Here is a 26,619-nt window from a genome sequence, read left to right as displayed (position 1 = left end):
TTAAGATTTTACTTCCATCTAAATTGGGTTTCCAATATCGCACATGCCACAGGCGTGCGCCAGCCAGCAGAAAATGGCTATTTTACTACATCAAATATAGCATAACTGCTCGGCATGCCGTAAAGCTCCATCTTCAGTTCCGGAAAATAGTAGCCCAGGCCCTTGTTGGGATATACCTTGGTATAAATTTTAGTAAGGCCTTGTCCGTAATCAACTTTATCGTAAAGTTGATTTAGCCGCTTATACCTTGCCGACTTAAATGTTTTTTCAAAGCTTTGGCTATTATGAGTAGCCAAAATAGTGTTAAGGCACATAATGATACTAACATGATCGCTATCCGCAATTGCCGATAGTTTTTGGGTTTTAAGAAGCAGAATGGCCCTGTCTACCCTATGTTCAAATTCAGTTAGCGTAATGGTTTTTGATGAATCGCGATTGAATTTTTCTGCGGTATTTTGCCCGAAAGATTTACATGGCAAAAAACATACGATGAGTAAACCTATCCCTAAATATTTTTCGACAATTCGCTTTAAAAGCATTTTTTGGAGCAGCATGATTTTTTTAATGACAATATAAGTTTAGGATAACCTCTAACAATTCTTTTTTAATTAAAGTATAACGAAGAATAGGTTACTATTACTATATCACCTTTAAACTTTAATCCCCTACTGCAACAACATCGTTTGTTATTTTTATAAAATAATCTTTTATCATTAATAACCTTGTTGTTAAAACATGCCCAATACTCTTGTTCCCGGTTAAATAATCCTCAAGTAATTTGGTAATTAACTTTGCATGGTCATAATGTAACTTGGTTGTGCCATATTGATCAATAGTTAAACCTGTTTGCTTTTTAAACTCCTGCAATACATTTTCCGCTGCTTTAAAATCTTCGTCGGTTAGCTCAAACAAGATTTGCTTAAACTTTTTATCGGTAATATCATAAAACTGGGTTGCCATTTGCTGTTTTAATATCGGTAATAGCTTGAACAATAACACTAATTTACTAAAAATCAAACGCCTGCAAATTTTCATCTACAGGCGTTTTTATTATTTTTTGCACCGGATTAACATCATCTCTACCCTATCAAAACTTCTTCAGCACCTTTATGCCATAGGTTACCACCGATGGCCTGTCGTCCATCCTTACATCACCAATTAGGCGTTCGGGTTTTAAGCTGGTAGATGATGTACCCAGGCTAAACACCCTTACTTCCGGGGTTATACTGAATTTTGAGGTTTCGAAGCCTAAGGTACCTACGGCGAAATAGAGCGTGGCTATCTTTTCGTTCCAGCCTTTGCTGTAATTAAAATCGGGCACGAGCGGCTGCGATACCACGCCTTTGCCATTGTTACTGATATACAGGTATTGAGCGCCTACGGCTGTTGAGAGTACGGTCATCCGCAATTTTGGCGAAAGAAAAAACACCCATTGAGCCCTGATGTACGCGGAGGCACCAACCGTAATCCCTCCCGAAGAGATCTGATTGTTATCGTCGCTCAACCAATCGGCAGTTGTTTTGGCAGATGGATTGAAGAGTACATCGGCACCAAAATCAAAATCTACAAAATTATATATAGGTGAGTAGGTGCTGCCCAAATAATTGCCGTGGTAATCATAGTTACCCACAAAAATACCGTCGCGCAGCTGGGGTGTGCCGAAGATCGATTTCTTTTCGATACCGATGGCCAGCAGCGTACGGCCAACATCATGACTAAAGCCATCGGCCGAATTATAAAAGGGTACTCCTAAAGCGGGCGGGGTTTGGTCGTACTTCCAATGGGTGGTTTGGATAGACTGAAAAATACCTGCGCCTATGTACCAACCTTTACGTTCTTTTACGGCTTGCAGTGCCTGTTCTTTAGTTTGGGCTATACCCAGCAGCGGGAGTGCAACCAATAGCAGAATAGATTTGATGCGTTTCATGTTCGGATAGTTTTGAATGATTAATTACCCAAAGCTATCCCGCACCGGGGAGGTACAAAATAGAACAAAAGTTACATTTTACCGAAACTGGTTTACCAGCTTAACCCTGCTTGCCGAATACTTTATTAACGGCTTCGGTACGGTTTTGTACATGCAGTTTTTCGTAGATATGATGGATGTGCTGCCTTATAGTTCCTGTGCTGATGAACAGCTGTGCCGCTATTTCTTTATACAAAAAACCTTTGGCCAACAGGCCCAATACCTCTACCTCACGTGCCGAAAGTTTATTTTGCTCATCAGACGCCCTGAATGAGTTAACCACCTTACGGGCTATAGACGCGCTCATGGGCGAGCCGCCGTCATAAAGTTCTTTAAGCGCTTCAGTTATCTTTTCGGGTGCCGCGTTTTTTAGCAAATAGCCGCTTGCCCCGGCTGCAAGGGCTTCAAAAACCTGGTCGCTATCTTCATATATGGTAAATATCATAAACTGGATAGCGCTGCCTGCCGCCCGTAGTTTACGGATACAATCTAACCCGGTACCATCGGGCAGTGAAATATCCATAATGGCCAATTGCGGTGGTTCGGCAAGTAAGCCGCGGCAGGCATCGCCGGCATTATCATAAACGCTGAGGCAGCTGAAATTACGGGTTTGATTAATGATAAACCTTACACCCTCCCGTATTTCGGGAATGTCCTCCACAATACTTACCGTAATTTTTTCCATACTGTAAAGTTCATAAGTTTTGTACAAACTTATTATATAACAAAAGTTATACAGGCAAAGGCACCACAAAGCGGATACAGGTACCCTGCTCATGTAAAACCTCTATCCGGCCGCCCAATTGTTCCATTCGCCGGCGCATATTTTTCATGCCGTTCCCTACACGTGGTTTTGCTTCGGTACTGAAGCCCTTACCGTTATCGCGCACCATAATTTCGAGATCGCCATTGCTTGAAAGCGTTATTTGCACGTTTGACGCTTCCGCATGTTTGATCACATTATGCAAAGCCTCCTTTACGGCGAGGTAAATATTACGCCTGAACTCGCGGTTCAATGGCGTTGCCCCCTTTGTTTCATTTATGGTGATGTTATATTCTAACTCGGCGTTTTCCAGCATCTCGGCACTGGTAGATCTGATGTAGGCGATCAGGCTGTCGAGCGTGTCCTCTTCGTCGTTCATGGTCCATATTACCTCGTTCATTTTTTTGATGAGGTCTTCGGCGGTTGCACCTATTTTACCGGCCATATCATTCTGTGTGCCCATGGCCCTGCTCAAAAAAAGCATACGGGTAAGTCCTGCACCCATGTCATCGTGCATTTCGCGACTTATGCGGCGGCGCTCCTGTTGTTCGCCTTCTATCACCGCTTTTAAGCGCTCGCTTTCCTGCTCGGCTTTTAATACCTGTAATGCTTTCAGGCTCAGGTTTTGTTTTTGCCGGTAATACCGATAGCCCAGCACAACCAGCATCACCAATAATGCTATCCCTGCCGTTGCCGCAATTAGCCACTGACGCTGGCGCTGGGTTTCGCGCTCTTTTTTTGCCAGCAACAGGTTCTTTTCCAGTACCTCTTTTTGCTTCTTTGCCAGTCCGTATTTTGTTTCCAGTTCCTGGATGTTTTTAAGCAGCGGGGCATTCAGCAATATATTACTTACGGAATCGTACTGGTTACGATAAGCCTGCGAATGATCTGCCTTACCCAAGGCGATCTGCACGTCTGACATGAGCAGCAGCATTTGGCTCAATACCTCCTTTTGATCATGCTGCTTTGCAAAACGGATCCCGCTTATCAATCGTGTTTCAGCTTCGCGGTATTGCTTTTGCCAAAATAAGCCCATACAAATACCGCTGAGGGAGTAAGCCTGTCCCGATACATCGCCAATAGTCTCTGCCAGCGGCAGCGCCTGCCTGAAGAAACCTATATAACGCCCCGGCTGCTTCAGCTGAAGATAGGCATCGGCAATGCCAATGAGCGCTGTTTCCTGGTAGTTATTATCATTGATGCTAAGTGCTAACTGATGCGCCCGTTGCAGGTAATTTATTGATTCGGTGATTTTACCGCCATCCTTAAGCGCGTTGCCTATATTAATGCAGGCGGCAGTGGTGGCATAAGGGTCATTGTTCTTTTCGGCATATTTTAAGGCGAGGCGCGCGTAAAACAAGGCCTTATCAGTTTGCTTGATACTGCGGTACAAGCCGCAAAGGTTACCATACGCAAACGACAGGTTTTGCACGTTCCCTCCGGCTTCAATTAATGGCAGTGCCTCCAAGTAATAACTAATGGCCCGGGCATAATCCTCTTTATATTGATAAACGGCGCCAGTATTCATCAACGCCTTTACCAGTTCTTGTTTTAAACCCTCCTTACGGGATATTTCAACCGCGCGCAGGTTTAGCTGTAAAGATTCGTTGAACCGCCCCTGCACGTTTAATACCGCCGTGTAGTTACTGATATAGCGAAGGGTACCGAAGGCATAATGTAATTGCCTGCTCAACTGATCGCACAGTTTATAATAATAAACGGCCGAATCGGGCCGGTTGCTTTCATATTGTTGCCCAAGGGTAATCAGCATCCGGGCTTTCAGCGTGTCATTGGGCATTTTGCTGAGCACACGCTTCAGGCTGTCCTTATTTAAGCCAACCTGCATCTGCGCGTTCGCCATTAAACCCACTATAAGCAAAGCGGCCATGGAGATGGCTCTACGGAGGATCTTAATGATAGTGATAACGTTTCTTAATCCCATTAATTAGTTGGCAATCAATGCTAAAACAAAGCGCAGCTGAAATAATAACTAATATAAGATTGTTTGCGGATTGTTAGGTTATCAGGGTTGATTTTTTGCGTCAATCTAAGTCTTATTTTGGCACACGCCGCAGGCGTGCGCCAGCTTGGTTGGGGCGCTTACTGTTGTATCGATGTTTTTCGAACTATCATGCTTCTTAAATCGAACTTTCTATAACTATATTTAAAAACAAAAAACAGATGCAACAACGCTTTACAGACGAAAACAAACTCATGTCTGACTTTTATGGTGAAGTATGGGTGCATTGCAGCGCCTGTAACAAAAAAGCCATAGCTACAGTAAGTTTTGAAACCCAAACGGCAAGCTTGCATTGTACCCAATGCGGTCTGCATAAAAGAATATCCACAGAAATTACCATACTGGGCAGTAAAGGGCACTGGCAATTACCGGCCAACAGGTATTTTGATGCCGAACTTTGGTTGATGATGCCTTTTAAGGCCGAGGTGTTCTTCGCCTACAACGGGCAGCACCTGGCATACCTGGAAAAATACATTTCGGCCACATTGCGCGAGCATAAAGATCGTACACATTTTACCCTTTTAGAAAAATTGCCCAAGTTTTACCACGAGGCGAAGAACAGAAAGGGGCTTTTAAAAATAATAGAGAAGCTGAGCAAGAAATAATGATAAGCCACAGGCTTGTTTTTAGAAGATATGCAAGGTGGGCAAGACAGCCCGCTGCCGCAAGCATCCCGCTCGTCCGATAAGGGCTCTTCATATTCCCTCTATAATTCTGTGTCTTTCACTTATCTTTGCGCTCAATTCAATATTTCATACTGTGATTAATGTCAATAACATTTCCGTTTCATTTGGCGGAACCACCTTATTCAGTGACGTAACCTTCTCTATAAACGAGAACGACAAGATAGCTCTGATGGGCAAGAACGGCGCAGGCAAGTCGACTATCCTCAAGATTATTGCCGGTGCGGCCAAACCTACCACCGGTAACGTAACCGGCCCGAAGGATGCCGTAATAGCTTATTTGCCACAGCATTTGCTCACGCATGATAACGTTACCGTTTTTGAGGAAACGATGAAAGCTTTCGACGAGGCCAACCAGATGAAAAAAGATTTGGACGAGGTTAATGAACAATTAAATACCCGTACCGATTACGACAGCGATGATTACATGAAACTGATCGAAAGGGTATCGGAACTAAGCGAGAAGTTTTATTCGCAGGAAGAGGTTAATTATGATGCGGAGGTAGAAAAGGTACTGAAAGGTTTAGGTTTCGAGCGTAAAGACTTTACCCGTCAAACTTCCGAATTTTCGGGCGGCTGGCGCATGCGGATCGAACTGGCCAAGATCCTGTTAAAGAAACCGGATCTGATATTATTGGATGAGCCTACCAACCACATGGATATCGATAGTATACAATGGCTGGAAGACTTCCTGATCAACTCGGCAAAGGCGGTAATGGTGATCTCGCACGACCGTACTTTTGTAGACAACATTACCAACCGTACCATCGAGGTTACCATGGGCCGCATATATGATTATAAAGCCAAATACACCCATTATCTGCAATTACGCGCCGACCGCAGAGTACACCAGTTAAAGGCCTACGAGGAACAACAGCGTTTTATTGCCGACAACCAGGAATTTATAGACAGGTTCAGGGGTACGTACTCCAAAACCTTACAGGTGCAATCGCGCGTGAAGATGCTCGAAAAGCTTGAGGTGATTGAGATTGATGAGGTGGATACTTCGGCCTTACGGTTGAAATTCCCACCGTCGCCACGTTCCGGCCAATACCCCGTAATGGTTGAAGAGCTAACGAAAACCTATGGCGATCATGTAGTGTTCGAGAAAGCGGCCATGGTGATTGAGCGTGGTGAAAAAGTGGCTTTTGTTGGTAAAAATGGTGAAGGTAAATCAACCATGATCAAGGCCATTATGGGCGAGATAGATTTTGAAGGAAGCTTAAAAGTTGGTCACAACGCCAAGATTGGGTACTTTGCCCAAAACCAGGCGGCATTGCTGGATGAAAATTTAACGGTATTTGAAACCATTGACCAGATTCCCCTAAGTGATAACACCATAAAGATAAAAGACCTGTTGGGCGCATTCATGTTCAGCGGCGATGATACCACAAAAAAGGTTAAGGTGCTTTCCGGCGGTGAGAAAACGCGTTTGGCCATGATCAAGCTATTGTTGGAACCTGTAAACGTATTGATACTGGATGAGCCAACAAACCATTTGGATATGAAAACCAAAGATATCATCAAAGATGCCCTGAAAGATTTTGACGGCACGCTGATCCTGGTATCGCACGACCGGGATTTCCTGGACGGGCTGGTAAAAAAAGTATTCGAGTTTGGCAACAAACGCGTCCGCGAACATTTTGAGGACATCAAGGGATTTTTAGCCTACAAAAAAATGGACAGCTTAAAGCAGATTGAGCAGAGATAATGGAATAGCGGGGATAGTACTAAATTCAATCTACGGTTGGTGTTATCACCGCAACGTTTTTAAATAAAAAGCCTTTAAATTGACCATTTAAAGGTTTTTTTATTTAAATGGCAATCCTTGCAAAATCGAATTCCTTTAGGGCTGATTTGTGTTGTACAGTGGGCATGTAGTATAATTGGCACGGTGCTTTGATTATCCAACTATTTTATCGGTACATAATATAATGCAGTGCCTGTTGACATACTGTTGTCATACGGACTCATTTATATTTGTAATAACAATGTTTTTAACGACCAAAACGATAAAATAATGAATTTAACATCACTAAGAATCATCACTGATGATATCAAGCAATTAGTCCATTTTTTTGAAAAAGCCACAGATTTATCTGCTAATTGGTATACTGAGGACTTTGCGGAAATAGTTACACCGGGCGGAACTTTGGCGTTAGGGAGCACGCGAACGATGGGTTTATTTAGCCAAAATATTACACAAACAGCCAGTAATAAAAGCGTGATCATCGAATTCCGCGTTAAGAATGTTGACGATGATTATGAGAGGATAAAAGATCTGGCCGGCATCATCGTACAAAAGCCAACAACAATGCCCTGGGGCAATCGTTCGCTATTATTTCGCGATCCGGACGGTAATTTAATCAACTTCTTCACACCGGTCACTCCTGACGCCATTAGCAAATTCGACCGGTAATAGCCTGTTCAGAAGGGATAAAATTCATCAGCACAAAAAAGCCTTCAGATTTTCATCCAAAGGCTTTTTGACTTTTTAATTTTGAATTTCAAGAGTGGTCCTTAGACTACAAAACTTGAACTCTTTTATGGATGATTTGTACAACGCAGAGGGTTTAGAGGATAATTAATGTAACAAAAAGGCTGGCTCACTATCTGGTGTCAACCAGCCTTTTTGTTATTTAAAAATGATAGTTTTCCCTAATCGTTCCTGAATTTTATCCACCTTTTTATTAAAAGTTTCAATCACCCAATTTTGTGAATGTGCTATTGCATTATGAAAATCAGCAAACTCGCTTAGGGGAGATAATACCGTATAGGTTTGTGCTAATACAATCTCGTTATCCTTCTCAGTTGTTAGGATCAACGATACATCAATATCATTCAGACCATTGTGGGCTGCAAATGTATTTCGTATTGCCATAATCCTTTCATGTATCGCTTTCAGTGCTGTATCACCACTGAATACGGTATTTCCATCAAGTGAAATCCTCCCGCTACCTGAACTTGAAAAGCATTTTGCATAAGATAAAATAGCATTTCTGAACATGCCATGTGCAAGAATTGATTCATCCATTTCGGTAAACCTATCTTTTTTGTTGAAAGATTCTGACAGGCTTAACGACCTTTCCGCTTCATGCAGGAAGATACCAATATACGTCCAATTACTTAATACGCTTAAATCGGCTTGATCTAATTTAAAATGTTTTAGATTGGTACTCTGAATATTGCTTTCCGCGCCTGTGGTAACTTCGTTTTTTCCCGTCATGCTATTAATGAGTTTGTAATACACAAAGCTACTAATCTCGCCAATAACAAAATCTAAATTATTGCCTCGTCAGTGAATGAGCCTCATCTTGTCCATCGATGAAACATTCCTTTTTTGATGATAAGTAATCAAAGAACATTTTTCATCACCAATACTTTTTAGGTGTTCAGTTGTTCGGTGGAAAACAACAATAAAAGCGTATTTCAAGTTTGTTTTGAGCAAACTCAAGTGATTACGATAGATAAAAACTACTTTTTCAATAGAAACCCATGCAGGTTATTTTAAATACTTAACTTTAAGATTTAAGAACTTAAAATATTAAAGTTAATGCCACAGGGAAGAATTGCAATTTTGAACCATAATCGGGGAATGTATGCTGTACAGCTTTCAGATGGGAGTTTTACGGTTTTTGAGTTATTAGACTCCAATGAACTTAGTGCTGGAGACGTAATCTCAGGAGCATTAGATGAACATGGTGGCTGCACATTAAAAAATCTTACCGAAGGTGAGGAATTCGAGGTCTTTGTCGAACAGATCGGCACTGGTTTGGAGCAAGCTAAAAAGGGCACTTTCTTAGTATAATGAACTGTTCAAGCTTTTTTAAATATTGATTTGTCAAAAAAAGTTGATGCTTGGCATTCAATGAAAAATTTTACCCTTTTTGCGCATGGGTAAACCAGCATTAAGAAAAGTGCGGTTCCGGCTTTTCTTGAGCAAATTCAAGTGATTTGAACAAGCAATCTGCTGATGCCTTAAAATTCATTCCGGCTCAAATCAGCTCAAATTTTACCCTTTTGAGCTCAGTCAAACTTTACCTATTACGCGCCCCATTCAACAAAAAACGCTCTTCTCGTACACGAAAAGAGCGTTGGTAGTGGTCCCGACGAGAATAAAGTATAATGGCTTTTACAGCGTTTTGCTGTCATAGTTGGTCAAGACGATGCAGAATGGTAAATTTTGATATCGCTGTAATTTTACCCATTTGTTACTCTATACTATTTTGCCCCACGATATAAATAATCATTATCGGGGTTACAAGTACCGCAAAAACAAGAGTTATAATCGTGCGATTTCCTTGATTGAGTACTGCATATTATTCGCAAAATGAAGGCGATAGTTATCTAATAAATTATCCTCAGATTTTACAAAATAAGATTGCATTTTGTTTTTCTTTTTTTACCTTAGTAACAGTAAAATCAACCCAAAACCAAATCAAAATCATGAATTCAACCCACACCTTCAGAACAAAGTTTTATCACATGCTTAATACTTGTGCTTAATTATTCTTTTTGCACAATTAAATAATATCCTAAACCATTATTATAATTTAAATGAAAAAAACACTTTTATGCATCGCTGTTACGTTATTATCAGTACATGCATTTTCACAAAACAATTTTCCGGCTACAGGTAACGCCGGTGTAGCTACATCATCGCCAACACACTCTTTAACCCTTGGTTCTACTGCCACAGGTATTGCTTATTATAACACAGCAGATCAAACCACTAATTATGAGCGTGCGCGTACGTTTTGGAATAGTAACGTATTTACTTTAACACTCGAAACCGCAGGTACCGGTGTAAACCGAAATATGGCTATTGGTACATTTAACAAAACATTAACTTTTGTGCAAGCTACTCCAGGATTTGCCGGCGCCTTTAGGTTTTCAGGGTCAACATCATTGGCCAATACAAGTTATATTTCTGAAATAAGTACCGGAACAAATTCAACCGGTGTTCAAAACAGCCTCGCAGTTTTAACCACACTCAATCAATCAGGAACCGGCGGATACAGAGGCATTTGGATTTCTCCATATTTTCAGGGAAGCGGCTCAGGGAACAAGTATCTTATAGATGCCGGCACTAACACCGCCAGTAGCGGCGCAGGAACTCATACAAGCAAATTTGTAGTTACTAACGGCGGTTTCGTCGGTATCGGAACAGCAACACCGGCAGAAGCATTATCTGTTAACGGTAATATAAGGTCGAAACAGGTGAAAGTAGAAACGTTAAACTGGCCTGATTACGTATTTAAAAAAGAGTATAAATTACTTTCCTTAAAAGAGATAAAAAATTATATTGATGTTAATCACCATTTGCCCGAAATGCCATCTGCTGACGAAATTGCGAGCAATGGACTAAATCTTGGTGATATAAACAAGTTACTAACAAAAAAAGTGGAAGAACTAACACTCTATTTAATTGAAAAAGATAAAAAATTGGAAGAACAGGAAAGCAGACTTAAAGCCTTAGAAGAAAAGTTTGAAGCTTTAACATCCAAAAAATAATTATTAAGGGCAAATAACATTCTTAAAAGAGAGTATCTAATAATAAATTGGATACTCTTTTATAGTTTATGAAACATTCAAATAATTTTCTCAAACAAAAGGTAAAAGCCTACACTCTTACAGAGATACTGGTGGTTCTTGTAATTATAGGGATATTGGTTTTGCTGGCATTGCCCAATCTGCTCCCGTTAATTACCAAGGCAAAATCAATGGAAGCAAAAACCCAACTGGGCTTTGTACAAACCTTAGAAAAGAATTATTTTTATGAAAACTCAAAGTACTCTTCTGATTTATCGGCGATCAGTTTTATTCAGGAAAAACTAACTACAGACTCTAAAGACGGCAAGGCCAATTATCGAATAGAAATTATTAATGCCTCAAATACCGGCTTTACAGCCCGCGCTACCGCCGTTGTTGACTTTAATGGTAATGGCGTATACAATGTTTGGGAAATTGACCAAGACAAGCGATTGATAGAAATAACCCCCGATTAATTTGGCACTTGTTGAGATAATAATTCTTTCAGTTTTGATAGTTGTATTTATACAGGATATCAAATCAAGAGCGGTATACTGGATTCTGTTTCCAATACTCTCTGCTTTTTTTATTATTTTACATTTTTTACAAAAAGATAATCTTTACAATATTTTGAGCCAAGCCGCGATAAATATTGGGTTTATTACATTACAACTTATTTTCGTTACCATTTGGTTTTCTGCCAAACAAAAAAAGTGGGTAAATATCACTAACCATCTTTTAGGCTGGGGAGATATTTTATTACTTATATCAGTCGCCTTTTATCTATCTGTAGCGAGCTTTATTTTATTTTACCTGGTAAGCTTATTTGCTGTTTTGCTATTTGCATTACTTTGGCAGGTTGTTTCTGCAAGCCATAAACTACATATTCCACTTGCGGGGTTACAATCAATGTTACTTGCGCTGGCCTTAATTACAGACTGGTTTTATATAAAAGTAAATTTCGCGACCGATGAATGGCTTTTAAAATGGTTATATCAATGAATGTAAATAACGACATAACCCTACTAAGAGATAACCTGCATTTTATAACGAAAGATCAGGCATGGCATTACCGCATCTTACCTAAAACAACAATTTCAGACCCTGTCATTTTTTTTTGTGAGGCATCAGCAAATACAAATGAATTGTTAACAGAATTAGAGATATTGTTTGGTTGTTCTGTTGAACTGGAACCGATTCCTCAACAGCAAATTTCAAAACTTTTATCACAATATTATATAAAAGACAACTCCGTTGAAGGCGCCGTCCATTTGCAAGCATCACATAACGCCACTGATTTTTTATCAAACCTTATTGCAGAAGCAAAAAATTTAAAAAGCAGTGACATTCATATCGAGGTTTACGAACACAAATGCCGTGTTCGGATTAGAATTGACGGCATGATGGTAGAACGTTATCTGTTAAATACAGATGAATACCCGGCACTGATTAATAAAATAAAAATAATTGCTAATCTTGATATAGCGGAGAAACGTCTGCCTCAAGATGGGCGCATCAATTTTAAGCATCAGGATCAGCAGTTTGATATCCGAGTATCTGTTTTACCTACGTTATATGGCGAAAAGGTGGTATTGCGCCTTTTAAACAATGACGCTGCCAATATCGACCTTAATACCCTGGGCTTTTCAACTTACGATCTCGATAATTACCTGCAAGGTGTAAAGCGGCCCAATGGCATCATTTTGATGAGCGGGCCAACCGGTTCGGGTAAAACAACCACATTATACGCAACACTTAAACTGCTAAATAAGGAAACCAGGAATATTCTTACTATAGAAGACCCTGTGGAATACACACTTGAAGGTGTTAACCAGGTTCAATTAAAAGATAGTATAGGCCTAAATTTCGCAGCTGCATTAAGAACCTTTTTGCGTCAGGATCCTGATGTAATAATGGTTGGAGAAATTAGGGATCCTGAAACTGCTAATATGGCCATCAGAGCGGCATTAACCGGGCACCTTGTTCTATCTACTATACATACCAATTCGGCATGGGGCACAACGTCAAGATTAATTGACATGGGCATTCCTCCATTTTTAGTTGCAAGCACTTTAAACACAACGGCAGCGCAAAGGCTTATCAGGTTATTATGCCCACATTGCAAAACAATTAAAGTGTTTGAAAACAGCCTATACCCAAGACAATTCAAACCATATAGTGAAATTAGTCATCATTATGTAGCCACTGGCTGTGAAGAATGTTTTTACACCGGCTATAAGGGCCGTAAAGCTGTATATGAGGTTATTCCGATTGATCAGGATCTTGCATTAGAAATTAAGAACGGAAACATGTATGTCCAGAATCATCTAAAAGAAAGAGGAATTCAAACACTGGCTGAAAATGCATTCAACCTGTTTAGCCAAGGCGCAACATCTTTAGAAGAAATATACCCTCTTTTGTTTAATTATTGATTATTTTACCTGCATGCCTAAGTCCGTTATCAAAATCTTTATTGTTTGTATCCTTTTCATTTCCCCGGTGTTAGCAAACGCCCAGCAGCCTGATCGTTTTGAAGTTATACAAAATAATCTCAATGCACTTTCGGCAAAAGTTCCTGGTTTAAATCAAAAAGTACAATTAGTTATAACCGGCGTATCATTACATGATTACCTGAATGCTCTGGCACGGTCTAACAACATGAGCATTAGTACCGATGTAAGGTTAAACGCAGTTGTATCAGATACTTTTAATGATATTACAGCATCAAATATTATCCTGTTTCTGGCTAAAAAGTTCAACCTAAATGTATCTATTGTTGGCTCTATCATTCACATTACCCCCTACCAGGATCCTGATTTGCTTATTACTCATATTAAAGAAGTTAAAGCCAGCTACAGCCAGCTAAACAATACGCTTTCGCTCGAACTTGAAAATGACAGCTTACCCGCTGTAGCAAAAAAAATAACACAGGTTTCGGGCAAAAACGTAGTTATCCCATCTACACTGCAAGCCAAAAGAATAACCGCATTTATAAATAGCGCGCCTTTTGAAACGGCTATTGAAAAGATGGCATTTACCAATGATTTAAAAGCAACAAAAACCAACGATAATTTTTATCTTATACAACCACTTGCCGAAAATGAAGAGCTTTATGTAGGGAATGACAAAAAAACGGCAGTAAGAAAAGCATTCAAACCAATCAACCCAGGTGGCGGAGGTAACTCATCAGGCTTTTTTAGCAGAGTGGTGAACGGTCAAAAGCTTATTTCTGCTGACGCAACTAATATTCCGATCATTGACCTGGTAAAACAGGCCTCAAACGAACTCGAAAAAAATTATTCATTATATTCAGATATCAAAGGCACCATCAGCATGCATGTAACAGATGTTACTTATGATAACTTCTTAAATATTTTATTCAAGGGAACCGATTACACTTACCATCCCGAAAACGGCATATATTTAATTGGAGACAGGAAACTTGAAGGCCTGCGTACATTTAAGGTAATACAATTACAAAACAGATCTATCGATACCATAATGACCATGATACCCAATGAGTGGAAAAGGAGCCTGGAGATTAAAGAATTCCGGGAGCAAAACACTTTATTACTATCAGGATCAAACTCGCAAATTTCAGAAGTTGAATCAGTTATAAAACAACTGGATGTATTAGTACCGGTAGTGCTCATTGAGGTTACCCTGATAGATATTAGAAAAACCCGAACAGTTTCAACAGGTATTTCGGCCGGTATATCTGATAGTGTTAAAACAGGAGGCACTGTATTTCCGGGGTTAAATTACACTTTCGGCTCAAGGCCTATTAATGATTTTTTAAAGAATTTAGGCCGGATAACATCTACCAACCTTGGCAGGGTAACACCTAACTTTTATCTTACCCTGAGCGCTCTTGAGGCAAACAACAATATTGATGTACGGTCAATACCTAAACTATCGGCACTTAACGGGCATAATGCTACGCTAAGCATAGGCAGTACCAGATATTATAAAAACGTAACACAAAATGTGTACCCTTCAACCACTACTACACAATCAATTTTTGTAAACGAATACAAAGAAACCAAAGCTAACCTGGCTATAAAAATAAAGCCTATTGTATCTGGCGATGATCAGGTAACCCTGGGAATAAAAGTTAACATTGCCGATTTTCTATCTTTCCCTACAGACGGTTCTCCTCCGCCAATATCAAACAGCGAATTTGAAACCAGTTTAAGAGTTAACAACGAAGATATGATTGTTTTAGGAGGCATTGAGCGAAATGAGAATAGCGAGAGTGCATCGGGTGTGCCTTTATTATCGCGTATACCAATCCTGAAATGGTTGTTCAGCAGCCGGTCTAAAACCACGGCCCGTGTTGTAACATTAGTGTTTATCAAGTCGTCAATTATGCGTTAAACCCAGTGCTATTATGTTAAATCAGTATTACAGAGTGGGTGAGGCCATTGGCATTAACATACATATCAATAACGATAATATTATTGTTTATGACGCCTGTAGTATTGCTGTTAAAAACAGCCAGTTAACTATTACAAATAAAGTATTTGATAAACCCGAGGCTAAATACATAGCCATACAATTCGAAAAGAAATATTTTTTGGCAATTAATATAACAGGCAAGGGCGTACTAAATAAAAAGATCGAAAAAACGCTAAATATCGATCACCAAAACTTTTCGCGCATATTGCCCAACGCTAATTATGATGATTTTTATGTTCAAAACCTGGTTACTGATGATGCCTCTTTTGTATCAGTAATTAGAAAAACCGATGCGGATAAATATATTGATGAGATAACAAAATTAGGATTTACCTGCCTTGCATTAAGTATTGGTCCCTTTGCGGCTTACAGCATTGCCGATCAGCTGAATTTTTATGACAATAATATCATATTCAACGGGCACACCATTATTAGGGATGAACGAAAACAATGGATCACTTACAACTACAATAAATCAAGTACCGCCATATCGCCTGTAAAATTGGAGAGCGAAGTAATTAACGAGAAGTTGATATTACCTTACGCGGTTGCATTTCAGCTAATTTTTAACGAAAATATTGATGCGGTTAAAACAAGGATGATGTCTTTAAGTGAGCACTTCACCCAAGTGGTTACAAAAAAGAAGCTTCAGTTTTATGGCGCAATAATTCTATGTTTTTTCTTTTTACTGTTACTCATTAACACCATAATATTTTCCTCTATAAATTCACAAAATGCCGGCTTAATTGAGCAGGTGAGCATATCAGCCCAAACCGCGTTAAATACACGGGATATTTATACCCAAATAAAAAACAGGGAAGAAACAATTGCAGATTTTGGTTGGGATTCGGCCTTAAACAAAAGCTACATGATAGATCAATTAGCAGCTTTGTTACCGGAAAGCATTGCCTGGGATATTGTTAGTATTAACCCTATAGCGCCGGAAGCTGAGGGAGGCAGAAAAACATTAAAATTTTCTGACAGAATTATCAGAATAAGTGGATCAACGGATAAGATAATAATGCTGAATGAGTGGATAGCCACTGTGAAAATGAAGAAATGGGTGAAGAATATTCAACTGGAGAACTACACTTACAACAATGAAAAAAATGAAGGACAGTTTACTGTTTTAATAAATTACTGATGAATAAGCTCTTGAATATTAACCTGCGATATTTATTGCTCACCTTTTTTGTGGCCATGGCTATTATTTGTTACCAACTGGCGTTTAAGAAAACCATACGCCTATGGCAACAAAATCAGGAATTAAATAAAAGGCTGCAAAACAGTAGTGACATAGCACTGCAGCCCGCCTATCTTAAACGCAAGAATATCAATCTCGAAAAAATAATTGACCGTTATACGTGTGATACGCTTGCGTTCCGGAATACCATTATCAACAAAATCTCACTTATAGCAAATAAAGAAAACGTTAAACTGAGCGAGGTGCCACGCAAAGATGCATTTTACAAAACCAACAGCTTCAGTATTCAAAAATTAAGCTTTGACGGTGATTATTTTTCGTTACTCAACTTACTAAACAGCTTGCAAAACACGCCTAATATTGGTGTGATCAGGTCGGTTAATTTAAAAGTGATTAAATACAGGCAAGAAGCCGGGGAATTAAAAAACACGCGATTAGAAACACTGATTCAAATGGCTAATAACTAAACCAATATTATTAATTTATTATCGCTATGAAAACTCATTTTATACAGCTATTTATTTCGTTGTTTATTTTAACTACAGCCGTGTCATGCAAAGAATTTATTGAGCCTTCCATCAGCAAAAAAAACGTTCAATTACAAGCCCCGGCCAATGAATACCAAAGCACGAAATACAATGTAGGTTTTTGGTGGGATGAGGTTGAAGATGCCCTAACTTACAGATTGCAAATTGTAGCCCCCCGCTTTGATTCGGTAGCCAATTTGGTAATTGACACTGTAATTAAAAGCAATAAATTTACAGTAACCCTTGAACCCGGAGTTTATCAATGGCACATTAGAGCCGAAAATGGGAGTTCGGCAACCCCCTACTCTTTGCCGAGAAAATTCACTGTGGTGGAAAGTTCGCTGCAACTGCAAACGGTTACGTTAATTAGTCCGGCAGATAATGCATTAACTAACAAAGCGTTAAACTTACAGTGGAATACCTTATTTAGTGCAACTAAGTATCGTATACAAATTGACACGAACAACTTTATCAACGAAAACAATGTTGTTTTTGATCAAATCATACCCGGGTCAGAAATATCCTACAACTTTCCTAAAAACCAAGCATATAAATGGCGTGTGATGGCTATGAATGAAACGGAAAATTCAAAATGGTCTGTGATAAAAAATATATTATTTGATAACCAGCCTCCGGCGCAGGTTACGTTGACCGCCCCCGATAATAATGCACAGCTGCCGCTAAATGTAACCTTAATATGGAATGCCGTGGCTACAGCAACCAAATACAAACTATACGCTTTTAAAACAAATACAAATACGCCCTACAGCGATAAATTTCCGATGACCTTAACAACAACCTCTTTCGTTTTTAATACCGGGGTTTCCGGCGATCGTATTTATTGGCGTGTTGCCGCCATTGACGCTGCCGGAAATGAAGGACCTTCAAGTGATGTTAGAAGTTTTGTGTTACAGTAACACACAAGTGCATGAACAATAAGAAAATCACTTATTTTTTAATATTGATTGTAGCCACTGTATGGGGGATAATTATTTACAGGATATTTCAATCGGTAAATAATGACACTTCCACTATTGCCTATATGAAAAAGCCTCAAAAGAAAGAGGCATACTATGATTATGAGGTTCCGGAAGATACCACAAAATTGCTATTAAACTATCGCGACCCGTTTGGCCTGGCCAAATCTCGTAAAATAATACTACCCGTTGAAAAAAAGGAATTACCGGGTAATTCTGCAGCTGTAATATCCCCTAAACCAGGCCAGCTTGTTGTTCCGGCTATTGACTGGGCGTTTATTAAATATTCCGGCTTTATACGTAACCCTGCCTCAAAAAAACTAATCGCCATTATACGCATAAATGATAAAAATGTGATGATGGCAGAAGGGGAAACCGTAGAAAAGGTAAAGTTGATAAAAAACATGCGCGATTCTGTTAAAGTAAGTTTTGACGGTAAAACCAAATACATTTTAATGAAACCCGAAACAATATGAAAGCAAAAATTATGATGGCTTTACTATGGATACCGGTAATAGTTCTATCACAAAAACTACCGCCAAGCGGTTTTAACAAAGTTCGTATTGCACAGGGAGATAAACTTATACAGGCAGAAATATTACCGGTTGCCTCACCTCCTAATGCTAAGCAGGGCATGCTTTATTATTGGTATTCAGCCAATAGTATACACACTACCCAGGGCGGTTTTAGTGGCAAACTGCTTAACGGGTTATATACCGAATACTATAATAATAAGAACCTGAAAGAGCAGGGAAATTTTAAGGTGGGGTTAAAAGATGGCAACTGGAAAACCTGGAATGAAAATGGCACGTTAGCCTCCTCCTATACCTGGAACAGTGGCTTAATATCAGGAGAGTTTAGTTTATATGACGAGCAGGGGAAATTAACCCAATCGGGCAGTTATTATAAAAACTTATATAATGGCAAAATTAAACAGTATAAAGGAGCCGATTCAATTATAGTTACGACCTATAAAAATGGCAAAATAGTGGTAAATGACACTACGCAGTCGCGTTTTTGGAAAAAGGTAAATATTTTTAGGAATATCCACCTTAACAAAAAGAATCGCAAAAAGAACAGAATAGGTACAGATAGTACACAAACAAACTGAAATAGCATCAAATGCTTAAAGCATCTGCTTTATACATAGTTATCATCATAGCGCTTGTAATTGGTGTGCTTTGTTCGGCTTTAATAGCCGGTGCATATTTTTACAGGCTTCAGTATCAAATGTCATTCAGGCACCAACAGCTCGAAAACAATTTAAACTCGGCCATCAATTTGCTTATCACCGGCAATGATACAGTGTATAACGAAGGCAGGAGTATTGGGTTATATGACAGCACTATTGATTCTGTCTCGTTAAAACAACAGCAGTGGGGCATTTTTACTATAGGCATAGCAAAGGCCTTCCTTCAAAAAGATACTCTGTCGGCAGTTTTTTCTATTGGCAATGAACTTGATTCATCTAAAATGTACGCTCTTTATCTCGTTGACCTCGACAGGCCTTTGGGCCTCAGTGGTAAAACACTAATAAGAGGGAATGCCTATATTCCGCCGTCGGGCATTAGATCTATTTCTATCAACAATAATGATTACGAAGGTGATAAAGAGCTGGTTCAGGGCATTAAACGCATTAGCAATAAAACTATACCTCCACTTAATCCGGAGAAATTAAGTTACATAGCCGGTGTATTTGAAATTAAGGAAAAGCCCAATAATGATATTTTGGATGCTGATTCTATAAATATTTCTTTTTTTAATAATACCCTTATAGCAAGCTTTGGCAGGACTATACAAATTGTACAAAACGTAAAACTTAGTAATAACATTATATTATATTCAGATACCACATTAACTATTGATAGTACTGTTACGCTAAACAACGTTTTGATATTCGCAAAATCTATAATAGTAAAAAGCGGCTTTAAAGGATCGTGCCAGTTATTTGCCACTGATGTGATCGATATAGAAAAGAATTGCATTTTCAATTATCCATCGGTTATTGCCAATACAAACTTTGATACATTGGCAGTAAGCAAGCCTGTTAAAATAAACATTGGCGACAATACGCAAATAAGCGGCATGGTGTTTAACTACAAGCTTAAAGAGGATAAACTTAAACCCGTAATTAGCCTGGGCAACAATGTTACAATATCCGGCCAGGTATATTCACAGGGATATGTTTCTATGGCCGATAAAAAAACAACTATACATGGCAGTATTTGCACACCCGCATTTATTTATGCCAACAACATTGCACGTTATGAAAATTATATTGTTAATGTAACCCTTGATAGTAAGGCTCTTTCGTCCTATTATTTAACCAGCACGTTGTTCCCGACAGCCGGCAAGCAAAAAAAAGTATTACAATGGCTGCAAAAAAAATAACCTTTAAAGTACGGGCATCAAGTATACTGGAGGTAGTGGTAGCCATGGTGCTTATTATGGTGGTATTTAGCCTTGCCATGATGATATATGCCAATGTATCGCGCCAATCGCTGTCTGCACAGAAATTGCGCGCACATGCTATGTTAACAAACATTGCTATACAGGTAGAAGAGCAACACCTGTTTAAAAATCAAACTTACACTGTTGATGATATAACTATAGAACAAAGCGTTAGCGATACAACCGGCAATACTACTACAATACTACATTTAACGGCTTACAACGATGAAAAAGAATTGGCCAGGCTAAACAAAATATTAATTGTAAAACAATGAGCAAACATAAAGTTAAAGCCTTTACCATTATGGAGGTTACTATAACCATGCTTATTGCCGCTATTGTAATTGGTATTACTTATACTACTTACACAATTGTAATACGGTCGCACGCTTCTTTTTACCAAAAGCATAATGATATGGCTGTTGTTTTACGTTTGAATGAGCTGTTAAACAAGGATTTTATGCGATCGGAAATTGTGTTAAAGGATGATAGCGGTTTATTGTTTAAAGATACCGCAAGCATTATTTACTATCGTTTTCATAATAGCTATATTGTGAGGGCTGCCGCTGTTGTTGATACCTTTAAGGTACAAACAGATGCAATCAATGTAGCATTTGAAGGAAAAGCGGCGAACAGTGATTATAATTATTCTGACACTTATATTATTGACGATCTGACTTTCGATATCGAGTTTCAAAACAAAATTATTCCGTATCATTATCATAAGCAATACAGTGCAGTAACACTTTTTCAGCAAAACAGCAATGCCCTCAATTGACATTAAAAGATTTGAAAATAAAAAGCCTGTAAAGCACCCTGCGAAAGCAGATGCCAACGCCGGGTTAATGGCTTTGCTGAACCGCGACATCACTTTTGGGGGCAAAGAACTTAACGATAAGAAAAAAGAATATCTGTATCTTGAACTAAGCTCGTTATTGCTTGCAGGTATTGATTTGAAGAGCAGTTTCGAACTCATTAATGCCGATCAAAAAAAAGAAAGCGATAAACTACTTTTCAAAAGCATACAAGAGGCGGTACTAAAAGGTTCTACCTTTTCAAAGGCCCTGGAGCTTACGGGCAAATTTTCGATCTATGAAATTTATAGCTTGCAAATAGGCGAAGAAACCGGTAAACTGGTGGAGGTGTTGCAGGATCTGGCTAAGTTTTATCAGCACAAAATAAAGCAGCGGCGCAAAATTATATCGGCCCTTACTTACCCTGTGATTGTATTGAGCACATCATTAGGCGCGGTATTTTTTATGCTGAAATTTGTAGTGCCCATGTTTGGCGATATTTTTAAGCGCTTTGGCGGCGAGTTGCCCTGGATAACCGGTAAAATCATCAGCTTTTCTGATGCTATTGAGAATAACTTTTTTTTCTTTTTTATATTGGTAGCTGCTATTGCTATAGCTCTTTTTACCGTACGCAAATCGGTGCAGTACCGTAAAATAGCAGCAACCCTTATATTGCGGGTACCTGTAGTTGGCAACCTGGTGCAAAAAATATACCTGGCCCGGTTTTGCAATTCTATGCGTTTATTAATTAACGCCAAACTGCCGCTGCTGCGTGCCATTGCCCTGTGCCGGCAAATGATATTGTATTACCCTATAGAAACATCGCTGCTTAAGGTTGAAGAAGATATTATGAACGGTAAAAGCCTGCATCAAAGCTTAAAACAGTTTAAGGTATACCCCGATAAGATGGTGCAACTGGTAAAAGTAGGTGAAGAAACCAACCAGCTCGATTACTTTTTTAGCAAAATTGCCGACCAATATATAGATGAGGTAGAATACCGCACCTCCACCCTAAGCAGCATGATGGAGCCGCTTATCATTATCTTTTTGGGCCTTATTGTGGGCATAATACTGATAGCTATGTACCTGCCGCTATTTCAAATGAGCAATAGCTTTCAGTAAAAAGCTATTGCTCATTAATATTCTAATGCCTTGTTAAGCCGTTACTCGCTTGTGAGGTATTATTTGTAGGACTATGTGGATGATGGCTATCTTAAACTTAATTAGCTTAATCCATATCCCTTACTCAACCTGCCGCCACCAAGTTTGACGCTTGCGGGAGTTGGGGCCGAGTTTTTTTTATTTACGAATAAAATTAAAGTTATCTTTAGCATTAAGTATTTTGATAATTTCCCGTAACAAACTATCGTTGCGATAATAGTTATAAGTTCCTGAAATTAGTATCCCACCTGAAAATGTAGATTTCACCAATTCTAACTTTATACTTTTATCATTTCCCAGCATAAGTTCAATTTCACATAAACCCTTATTCGCTTTGAGATTAATATTATTATCTGATATCTTCTTTGACGAAACTATCAGATCTGCAAGATACAGCACGACTTGTTTGTTTTCTATCAATCTCTGATTATTACCCTCAATTCCACGATCTAAAATTTTTACAGAATTTATTTGTTTACTGGATAACTTGTTCACGTCTATCGAGTGATCAAAAAACTTGCAACTATAAATAAAGATTAATAAACCAATGCCTAATAATCTGTTATCTGGAATGAACCTTAATTTTTTCATCATTATTATTTAAATGATATAGACAATTGTGGTATTAATATTGATTCTGAATAAGAATATTGCAAACCAAAATCAGCCCCTGTACCTAATCCACCCAATTTACCAGAATAAAGTTCAGGACTTTTATTAGGTTTTCCTGGCAAACTCCAATTTCCATCTGAAAAAGATGTAACGGTACCTCCAGATGCAGCCCCAAGACCACCCGACCAGCCTTGTGATTTACCTGCGAATGTTCTTCTATCTAAAAATTGTCCACTTTTTTCGTTAAAATCTATTTCACCTCCCATGAAGCCAACACCAGCATTAAATCCAATATTAGCATCTGGCTGTGACGGCCTATAAAAGTAAATTCCTCTATCGTTTCCTTTGTTAATGAAAACAGCTTGCAAGTTACCCCCTGTGCCACCACCAAACGCAAAATCGCCACCAGCACTCACCATATAAGCATCTATATCGGCCTTTAAGTCAACTTTTCTTAAATCGATAGTTAGAGGTTTAGCCGGTTTATTTATAATAACATCATTTGAAGGAACTGGCAAATTGGTGTTTTTTTCAATTTTATACTGATCGGTCTTTATTACAACCAAAGGGGCTATTTCTCCTGTACTTTGATTAACTCCATTAATAATAATATCCGAAGGCGCCATTCCGTCAGGGTCTGTAAACCTTATGGGATTGTTAAACCCATAATTATAAGGGGAATGTCTTCGCATTTTTTCTGCAAGGACATCCACCACATTCCATCTCGCAATCACCGGATCATAAAACCTTGCGCCATAATCGTACTGATTGGCCAACTCGGTTTGTTCCTCTTTACCATTATAAAGGTAGCGGTTATTGTTATTTTTATCTAATACCTTTTCACGCAAACCAAAAGCATAGTAAGCATCCTCCTGTATTACCCGGGCCACACCGCTCGAATCATCAATAGATGCCAGTACGTTACCTTGTTCATCGGCTAAATCATATACATATTTATAATTAGCCCCGTTAGGTACAGCCTTGCCTTTAGGCGTTTGTAAAAACTGCAATACGTTGTTTTCGTATACAACACCGTCAACATATTCTGTAGTAATATTACCGCCTGTTTTATACCATACATTTCTTAGTTTTTCGCCGGTTGCAGTGTAAGTATAGTCGGCTTTTAATGTTGTGCTTTGTTTAACGGTACTTGGCAAATCTAACAGGTTGTAGGCTATATCCCTCCCCGCTCCGTCGCTCAGGGCATTGCCGTTTTCATCATAAGTATAAGTCCGCGAAAAACCGGAGCCGAAAACTGTTTCCAGCTGGTTACTTAACCCGCCAAATTTATAAGTATAGTTAAGTGTACCGTAGCCAACGCCGTTACGAGCCATGGTTACAATATTGCCATTTTTATCGTAAGTTATTATTTCGTTTAATGCCGGTTTAGAGGGTTGCGGGTATTGCTCAATAGCGCTTGTTAAGCGGTTCAGTTTATCATAAGTAAAAGTTTTACCGGTTGTTCTTGTTGGGGTTGAGGTGCTTTTGCTCACCATATTACCGTTATATACAGGGTTTTCATATGTACCATAACCATAATATACATTGTGCTTACCCGAGTAAGTCATGTAAATCCAATCGCGTACGGTATAATAATTTGATATGCTCTCTAAAAAGCTGGTACCGTTATTGGTAGAGTGCAACTTCTCTTCCCATAAATGCCACATATCGGTATAGCGCAATTGCGATAAAAGGGTGCGGGTGCCCCCGTTAATGGTTTCCCATGTTTTTTCGAGCTTGCCTGTATGGTTATAATCGTATTCTAAAAGGGCATTTAGTGTTTGGGTTCCGTTTACCTTATGTACCCTATTGGTGCTTATCATGGCCCCGGTAAAATCATAGGCATTGGTAATTTCATCATAATTGCCGGCAACCACTGTTCCACCCTTATAGTGTTGCTTTATCGCTTTTACTACCCTGCCCTTTTTATCATAATAATTTACCCGCCATAGCATGTTAGCTGTACCCAGTACATTTACTTTACTGGCAGTTAACTGGCCGCGAGTTAGCCCGGTATCTGCAGCAAACGGGTATGGGTTACCGCCGGGCAGGTCGTAATCATCATAATAATTAAGCGTAAGGGTAGTTGCCAAGGTAGTTGGGTAGGTTGTTGCTGTATACCCGTTACCTGTAGCAGGCACAATCCTCTTTTCGTACAAACCGGCTACGGCATCAGCCGCGGTTTGTAAAGCAGCACGGTAATTAGTGCCCGCGGCGCTACCTGTATGTGTATATAAACCGGTAATAATTACACGGCCCTGCGCATCGTACTTAACTATCCCCCATTGTTGCGGGGCTACAGCACGCTGGCGGGCATCCTGCGTCATAATCACCTGGTCTAGCTTATTATAAATGGTGTATTCCCAGCCTTTTCCGGGTATTTTCTTTTCAATAAGCCGCTGCCTTCCATCGTATTTATACTGGTAGCACAAATTATCAAGCACCGCCTGGGTTACGGGCACATTGTTATCCGGCTCGGCCTTGGGTGGCAATACAAAACAAAGGTTGCCAAAATCGTCATATACATAATAGGTTGAAAAGGTTTGCAAACTCATGCCATTAGCTATAAACTGCCGCTTAAGTATTAACCTGTCGTTTATATCCCTATACTCTTTAACCACGCCATTATCCACATGCACGCCCGATTCCTGTTTCCAGTTTTCATCTTTAATAGTAGTAATCCATATTTTTGAATACGGCGAATAATACTCATTATTACCATTGCGGGAAAGTGTGCGCGCACCTGTAGTTTGATCTATCACTACCCTGTACAAGGCGATATCTCCATCGCCCGAGCGATACGAGGTTCTTACGGTATGGCCTCCGCTGGAGGTTTCGCCGGGTAGCTGCCACTCCTCCCCTATAAAACCCTGTTCCAGGTTTCGGTTCAGCGGCGAGCTTTCAAAACGTGTTTTAGCGAATGGGTAAAAGTCAGCTTGTATGCCATAAGAAAAACCACTCATGTTTTTGTAGAAGTATAACCCTTCGTTTATCGCCGAATCTCTGAAGGCCGCATTTTTTCCGCCGTTTAAAAGGCTTGTATATGGCTTATATTTAACCGCCTCTCGCCCCGCAAAATCATAAACATTTGATTGTATAATATCATTTTGGGTGGGTGATCCTTTTACGTTAATGGTTTGCAGCGGCCTGCCCATCACATCAATATACTGTATAGTTACAGTTGCATCACTGGCCGGTGTAAGGTCGGTAGGATCGGCAACACCCGGTTTTCTTACATCATAGGTTTTTATAAAGTGATGATTGAGGCTCGTTTCTGTTTGCGCGGCAGAAGCATCAATAGTGGCCATAAACGTGGCCCCCGGCACGGTAGAAAAACCATTATCCAGGATAATACTTTGTGGCGCCGTAAAACTACCTGTAGCTCCGGATGTTTGCAGAACAACCTGCCCCACAGCCGTATGGCTTATTATGATTACCGCAAGCAATAATATATAACTAATTTTTTTCATG

The 26,619-nt window shown here is 39.4% G+C and carries 26 protein-coding genes; 18 read left to right on the top strand and 8 right to left on the bottom strand.

What is annotated here, in order from left to right; translation table 11 throughout:
• Nucleotides 1–77: 77 nt before the first annotated feature.
• From AC07NA_RS13100 to AC07NA_RS13080, 5 genes are all read right to left on the bottom strand, one after another.
• Nucleotides 78–554 (bottom strand): hypothetical protein, encoded by a 477-nt coding sequence (locus tag AC07NA_RS13100; RefSeq protein WP_494898006.1) that lies wholly within the window; start codon nt 552–554, stop codon nt 78–80.
• Nucleotides 555–657: 103 nt separating this feature from the next.
• On the bottom strand, nt 658–1,035 hold the full coding sequence (locus AC07NA_RS13095; protein WP_494898005.1) for a hypothetical protein: 378 nt from the start codon (nt 1,033–1,035) through the stop codon (nt 658–660).
• Nucleotides 1,036–1,087: 52 nt separating this feature from the next.
• Nucleotides 1,088–1,927 carry a hypothetical protein gene (locus tag AC07NA_RS13090; protein ID WP_494898004.1) on the bottom strand — a complete coding sequence of 280 codons (840 nt, stop codon included), beginning with the start codon at nt 1,925–1,927 and terminating at the stop codon, nt 1,088–1,090.
• A gap of 100 nt (nt 1,928–2,027) precedes the next feature.
• On the bottom strand, nt 2,028–2,651 hold the full coding sequence (locus AC07NA_RS13085; RefSeq protein WP_494898003.1) for a response regulator: 624 nt from the start codon (nt 2,649–2,651) through the stop codon (nt 2,028–2,030).
• A gap of 46 nt (nt 2,652–2,697) precedes the next feature.
• Nucleotides 2,698–4,671: a tetratricopeptide repeat-containing sensor histidine kinase gene (locus AC07NA_RS13080; RefSeq protein ID WP_494898002.1), complete on the bottom strand. Its 1,974-nt coding sequence runs from the start codon at nt 4,669–4,671 to the stop codon at nt 2,698–2,700.
• Between the two features lie 239 nt (nt 4,672–4,910).
• Here AC07NA_RS13080 and AC07NA_RS13075 point away from each other — a divergent pair, with 239 nt between their 5' ends.
• The 3 genes from AC07NA_RS13075 to AC07NA_RS13065 all read left to right on the top strand — a co-directional run bounded on the left by AC07NA_RS13075 (nt 4,911) and on the right by AC07NA_RS13065 (nt 7,851).
• On the top strand, nt 4,911–5,354 hold the full coding sequence (locus AC07NA_RS13075; protein WP_494898001.1) for a hypothetical protein: 444 nt from the start codon (nt 4,911–4,913) through the stop codon (nt 5,352–5,354).
• A gap of 154 nt (nt 5,355–5,508) precedes the next feature.
• The gene (locus tag AC07NA_RS13070; protein WP_494897999.1) at nt 5,509–7,143 is read left to right on the top strand and encodes an ABC-F family ATP-binding cassette domain-containing protein; all 1,635 of its coding nucleotides are present in this window, start codon (nt 5,509–5,511) and stop codon (nt 7,141–7,143) included.
• A gap of 309 nt (nt 7,144–7,452) precedes the next feature.
• The gene (locus AC07NA_RS13065) at nt 7,453–7,851 is read left to right on the top strand and encodes a VOC family protein (protein WP_494897998.1); all 399 of its coding nucleotides are present in this window, start codon (nt 7,453–7,455) and stop codon (nt 7,849–7,851) included.
• Nucleotides 7,852–8,067: 216 nt separating this feature from the next.
• On the opposite strand, the gene AC07NA_RS13060 is transcribed toward AC07NA_RS13065, so the two are convergent.
• Nucleotides 8,068–8,658 (bottom strand): hypothetical protein, encoded by a 591-nt coding sequence (locus tag AC07NA_RS13060; protein ID WP_494897997.1) that lies wholly within the window; start codon nt 8,656–8,658, stop codon nt 8,068–8,070.
• 327 nt (nt 8,659–8,985) lie between these two features.
• On the opposite strand from AC07NA_RS13060, the gene AC07NA_RS13055 reads away from it, so the two are divergent.
• From AC07NA_RS13055 to AC07NA_RS12985, 15 genes are all read left to right on the top strand, one after another.
• Nucleotides 8,986–9,240 (top strand): hypothetical protein, encoded by a 255-nt coding sequence (locus AC07NA_RS13055; protein ID WP_494897996.1) that lies wholly within the window; start codon nt 8,986–8,988, stop codon nt 9,238–9,240.
• A 749-nt stretch (nt 9,241–9,989) separates the two neighbouring features.
• Nucleotides 9,990–10,946, top strand: coding sequence for a hypothetical protein (locus AC07NA_RS13050; RefSeq protein ID WP_494897995.1), 957 nt, complete (start codon nt 9,990–9,992; stop codon nt 10,944–10,946).
• 68 nt (nt 10,947–11,014) lie between these two features.
• Nucleotides 11,015–11,440 carry a type IV pilin protein gene (locus tag AC07NA_RS13045; protein WP_494897994.1) on the top strand — a complete coding sequence of 142 codons (426 nt, stop codon included), beginning with the start codon at nt 11,015–11,017 and terminating at the stop codon, nt 11,438–11,440.
• A gap of 1 nt (nt 11,441) precedes the next feature.
• A complete protein-coding gene (locus AC07NA_RS13040; protein ID WP_494897992.1) occupies nt 11,442–11,966 on the top strand; it encodes a hypothetical protein in 525 nt (174 codons plus the stop codon).
• The gene (locus AC07NA_RS13035; protein WP_494897991.1) at nt 11,963–13,396 is read left to right on the top strand and encodes a GspE/PulE family protein; all 1,434 of its coding nucleotides are present in this window, start codon (nt 11,963–11,965) and stop codon (nt 13,394–13,396) included. The genes AC07NA_RS13040 and AC07NA_RS13035 overlap by 4 nt, the downstream gene beginning before the upstream one ends.
• A 13-nt stretch (nt 13,397–13,409) precedes the next feature.
• Nucleotides 13,410–15,341, top strand: a complete 1,932-nt coding sequence (locus tag AC07NA_RS13030; protein ID WP_494897990.1) for a secretin GspD/PilQ domain-containing protein — start codon at nt 13,410–13,412, stop codon at nt 15,339–15,341.
• 13 nt (nt 15,342–15,354) lie between these two features.
• Complete coding sequence (locus AC07NA_RS13025; protein WP_494897989.1) at nt 15,355–16,566, top strand: hypothetical protein; 1,212 nt, start codon at nt 15,355–15,357, stop codon at nt 16,564–16,566.
• A complete protein-coding gene (locus AC07NA_RS13020) occupies nt 16,566–17,093 on the top strand; it encodes a hypothetical protein (protein WP_494897988.1) in 528 nt (175 codons plus the stop codon). Before AC07NA_RS13025 ends, AC07NA_RS13020 begins: the two co-directional genes overlap by 1 nt.
• A 26-nt stretch (nt 17,094–17,119) precedes the next feature.
• Nucleotides 17,120–18,070, top strand: a complete 951-nt coding sequence (locus AC07NA_RS13015; protein ID WP_494897986.1) for a fibronectin type III domain-containing protein — start codon at nt 17,120–17,122, stop codon at nt 18,068–18,070.
• An 11-nt stretch (nt 18,071–18,081) separates the two neighbouring features.
• A complete protein-coding gene (locus AC07NA_RS13010; RefSeq protein ID WP_494897985.1) occupies nt 18,082–18,606 on the top strand; it encodes a hypothetical protein in 525 nt (174 codons plus the stop codon).
• Nucleotides 18,603–19,241 carry a toxin-antitoxin system YwqK family antitoxin gene (locus tag AC07NA_RS13005; RefSeq protein WP_494897984.1) on the top strand — a complete coding sequence of 213 codons (639 nt, stop codon included), beginning with the start codon at nt 18,603–18,605 and terminating at the stop codon, nt 19,239–19,241. The genes AC07NA_RS13010 and AC07NA_RS13005 overlap by 4 nt, the downstream gene beginning before the upstream one ends.
• Before the next feature lie 11 nt (nt 19,242–19,252).
• Nucleotides 19,253–20,521 carry a hypothetical protein gene (locus tag AC07NA_RS13000; RefSeq protein ID WP_494897983.1) on the top strand — a complete coding sequence of 423 codons (1,269 nt, stop codon included), beginning with the start codon at nt 19,253–19,255 and terminating at the stop codon, nt 20,519–20,521.
• Entirely contained in the window at nt 20,503–20,856 is a 354-nt protein-coding gene (locus tag AC07NA_RS12995; protein WP_494897982.1) for a hypothetical protein, read from the top strand. The genes AC07NA_RS13000 and AC07NA_RS12995 overlap by 19 nt, the downstream gene beginning before the upstream one ends.
• Nucleotides 20,853–21,359 (top strand): PulJ/GspJ family protein, encoded by a 507-nt coding sequence (locus tag AC07NA_RS12990; RefSeq protein ID WP_494897980.1) that lies wholly within the window; start codon nt 20,853–20,855, stop codon nt 21,357–21,359. The genes AC07NA_RS12995 and AC07NA_RS12990 overlap by 4 nt, the downstream gene beginning before the upstream one ends.
• Complete coding sequence (locus AC07NA_RS12985; protein WP_494897979.1) at nt 21,346–22,497, top strand: type II secretion system F family protein; 1,152 nt, start codon at nt 21,346–21,348, stop codon at nt 22,495–22,497. The genes AC07NA_RS12990 and AC07NA_RS12985 overlap by 14 nt, the downstream gene beginning before the upstream one ends.
• Nucleotides 22,498–22,674: 177 nt before the next feature.
• Here AC07NA_RS12985 and AC07NA_RS12980 read toward each other — a convergent pair whose 3' ends face one another.
• Together AC07NA_RS12980 and AC07NA_RS12975 are read right to left on the bottom strand one after the other, a co-directional pair.
• A complete protein-coding gene (locus tag AC07NA_RS12980) occupies nt 22,675–23,130 on the bottom strand; it encodes a hypothetical protein (protein WP_494897977.1) in 456 nt (151 codons plus the stop codon).
• Between the two features lie 2 nt (nt 23,131–23,132).
• Nucleotides 23,133–26,618 carry a DUF6443 domain-containing protein gene (locus AC07NA_RS12975; RefSeq protein ID WP_494897976.1) on the bottom strand — a complete coding sequence of 1,162 codons (3,486 nt, stop codon included), beginning with the start codon at nt 26,616–26,618 and terminating at the stop codon, nt 23,133–23,135.
• Nucleotide 26,619 lies beyond the last annotated feature (1 nt).

It is taken from the genome of Mucilaginibacter sp. GW821-FHT07G05 (assembly GCF_059418565.1).
The sequence above is the reverse complement of the archived record's forward strand: the minus strand, read 5'-3'. Positions and strand labels throughout refer to the sequence as shown.

Coding starts and splice junctions, on each gene's coding strand:
- AC07NA_RS13055 (WP_494897996.1), top strand. CDS start 8,986: ATGCCACAGGGAAGAATTGCAATTTTGAACCATAATCGGGGAATGTAT.
- AC07NA_RS13060 (WP_494897997.1), bottom strand. CDS start 8,658: ATGACGGGAAAAAACGAAGTTACCACAGGCGCGGAAAGCAATATTCAG.
- AC07NA_RS13000 (WP_494897983.1), top strand. CDS start 19,253: ATGCTTAAAGCATCTGCTTTATACATAGTTATCATCATAGCGCTTGTA.
- AC07NA_RS13065 (WP_494897998.1), top strand. CDS start 7,453: ATGAATTTAACATCACTAAGAATCATCACTGATGATATCAAGCAATTA.
- AC07NA_RS12980 (WP_494897977.1), bottom strand. CDS start 23,130: ATGATGAAAAAATTAAGGTTCATTCCAGATAACAGATTATTAGGCATT.
- AC07NA_RS13080 (WP_494898002.1), bottom strand. CDS start 4,671: ATGGGATTAAGAAACGTTATCACTATCATTAAGATCCTCCGTAGAGCC.
- AC07NA_RS13075 (WP_494898001.1), top strand. CDS start 4,911: ATGCAACAACGCTTTACAGACGAAAACAAACTCATGTCTGACTTTTAT.
- AC07NA_RS13100 (WP_494898006.1), bottom strand. CDS start 554: ATGCTGCTCCAAAAAATGCTTTTAAAGCGAATTGTCGAAAAATATTTA.
- AC07NA_RS13025 (WP_494897989.1), top strand. CDS start 15,355: ATGTTAAATCAGTATTACAGAGTGGGTGAGGCCATTGGCATTAACATA.
- AC07NA_RS13030 (WP_494897990.1), top strand. CDS start 13,410: ATGCCTAAGTCCGTTATCAAAATCTTTATTGTTTGTATCCTTTTCATT.
- AC07NA_RS12975 (WP_494897976.1), bottom strand. CDS start 26,618: ATGAAAAAAATTAGTTATATATTATTGCTTGCGGTAATCATAATAAGC.
- AC07NA_RS13085 (WP_494898003.1), bottom strand. CDS start 2,651: ATGGAAAAAATTACGGTAAGTATTGTGGAGGACATTCCCGAAATACGG.
- AC07NA_RS12990 (WP_494897980.1), top strand. CDS start 20,853: ATGAGCAAACATAAAGTTAAAGCCTTTACCATTATGGAGGTTACTATA.
- AC07NA_RS13035 (WP_494897991.1), top strand. CDS start 11,963: ATGAATGTAAATAACGACATAACCCTACTAAGAGATAACCTGCATTTT.
- AC07NA_RS13050 (WP_494897995.1), top strand. CDS start 9,990: ATGAAAAAAACACTTTTATGCATCGCTGTTACGTTATTATCAGTACAT.
- AC07NA_RS12985 (WP_494897979.1), top strand. CDS start 21,346: ATGCCCTCAATTGACATTAAAAGATTTGAAAATAAAAAGCCTGTAAAG.
- AC07NA_RS13005 (WP_494897984.1), top strand. CDS start 18,603: ATGAAAGCAAAAATTATGATGGCTTTACTATGGATACCGGTAATAGTT.
- AC07NA_RS13020 (WP_494897988.1), top strand. CDS start 16,566: ATGAATAAGCTCTTGAATATTAACCTGCGATATTTATTGCTCACCTTT.
- AC07NA_RS13010 (WP_494897985.1), top strand. CDS start 18,082: ATGAACAATAAGAAAATCACTTATTTTTTAATATTGATTGTAGCCACT.
- AC07NA_RS12995 (WP_494897982.1), top strand. CDS start 20,503: ATGGCTGCAAAAAAAATAACCTTTAAAGTACGGGCATCAAGTATACTG.
- AC07NA_RS13045 (WP_494897994.1), top strand. CDS start 11,015: ATGAAACATTCAAATAATTTTCTCAAACAAAAGGTAAAAGCCTACACT.
- AC07NA_RS13090 (WP_494898004.1), bottom strand. CDS start 1,927: ATGAAACGCATCAAATCTATTCTGCTATTGGTTGCACTCCCGCTGCTG.
- AC07NA_RS13095 (WP_494898005.1), bottom strand. CDS start 1,035: ATGAAAATTTGCAGGCGTTTGATTTTTAGTAAATTAGTGTTATTGTTC.
- AC07NA_RS13015 (WP_494897986.1), top strand. CDS start 17,120: ATGAAAACTCATTTTATACAGCTATTTATTTCGTTGTTTATTTTAACT.